The following is a 1235-nucleotide window of genomic DNA, read 5'->3' on the forward strand; positions in this document are numbered from 1 at the left end:
GGAATGAAACGAAAACGTAAGTGCCATGGGCACCATTTTTTATCTTTGTGTGTATGGTTAAATCAACAAATCGCTACAACCTCTCTTACTCAACTTTGTAGTCAATTAGAAACTTCAACAGGAATTTTATTAAGTCCTGAGGGACTTAATCGACGATTTAACTCGGCTTCTGTAGCCTTCTTTCGAAATGTATTTACTACACTTCTACAAGCTAAAATTGGAGGATCATCTACAATTTCTCATTCTCTTTCTGCTTACTTTGAGCGGATTCGCATCCTTGATTCTACAACCTTTCAAGTTCCAGATCGATTCGCAGCTACTTATCCTGGTGCCGGAGGCTGTAGTCATACAGCTGGTGTAAAAATTCAATTAGAGTATGACTTGTTAAGTGGAGAGTTTTCTGATGTGAAAATTGAACCAGGAAAACGAAGTGATCAGGCATATGGGGCGACTCGAATCGACATGACACAAAAGAATGAACTATATATTCGTGACTTAGGGTATTTTCGTTTACAAGACTTTAAATCGATCCAAGATAAGGAAGGGTATTATTTATCACGTCTTAAATTACCAACTAAAATATATAGAAAAGAATTCGAAACAGTGGTATTTAAAACAAAACCTGCTCAATTGAGACCGGTATATACACAAATTCATTTGGAAGACATCATGAACCAATTACAACCTGGCCAAGTGTATGAATTACATGATGTATATGTAGGGAGCAAAGACAAACTACCCACTCGCATTGTGGTTTATAGATGTACAGAGGAGCAAAAACAGAAACGTCTACATGATCGAGCTATTCGTGAAAAGAAAAAAGGGATTACATATACAGAGCGTACGAAACTTTTACAAGGAATTACGGTATATATGACAAACATTCCTACGGAATGGGTACCGAAAGAGAAAATCTATGATTTATATTCACTGCGTTGGCAAATTGAGCTGTTATTTAAAATATGGAAATCTTGGTTTCGAATTCATCGTTGTAAATCTATTAAACAAGAGCGATTAGAATGCCACCTTTATGGACAACTCATTAGTATCCTATTATGTTCTTCTACTATGTTTAAAATGAGAGAACTCCTGTTACGTAAAAAACAGAAAGAACTAAGTGAATATAAAGCGATGTACATAATTAAAGATTATTTCTTACTTTTTCATCAAGCACTACATAAAAACACCCAAGAATTATCAAAGATTCTCCTTCGTCTGTTTAACCTCCTACAGCG

Annotated in this window: 1 protein-coding gene; it reads left to right on the forward strand. The window is 35.5% G+C overall.

What is annotated here, in order from left to right:
• Positions 1-1235 (forward strand): IS4-like element ISBce2 family transposase (locus FT637_RS29500; protein ID WP_193649247.1); only part of this gene is annotated, 1235 nt, incomplete at both ends.

Origin of the sequence: Bacillus cereus, assembly GCF_015071065.1 — a bacterium.
Taxonomy (GTDB): Bacteria; Bacillota; Bacilli; order Bacillales; family Bacillaceae_G; genus Bacillus_A; species Bacillus_A cereus_BA.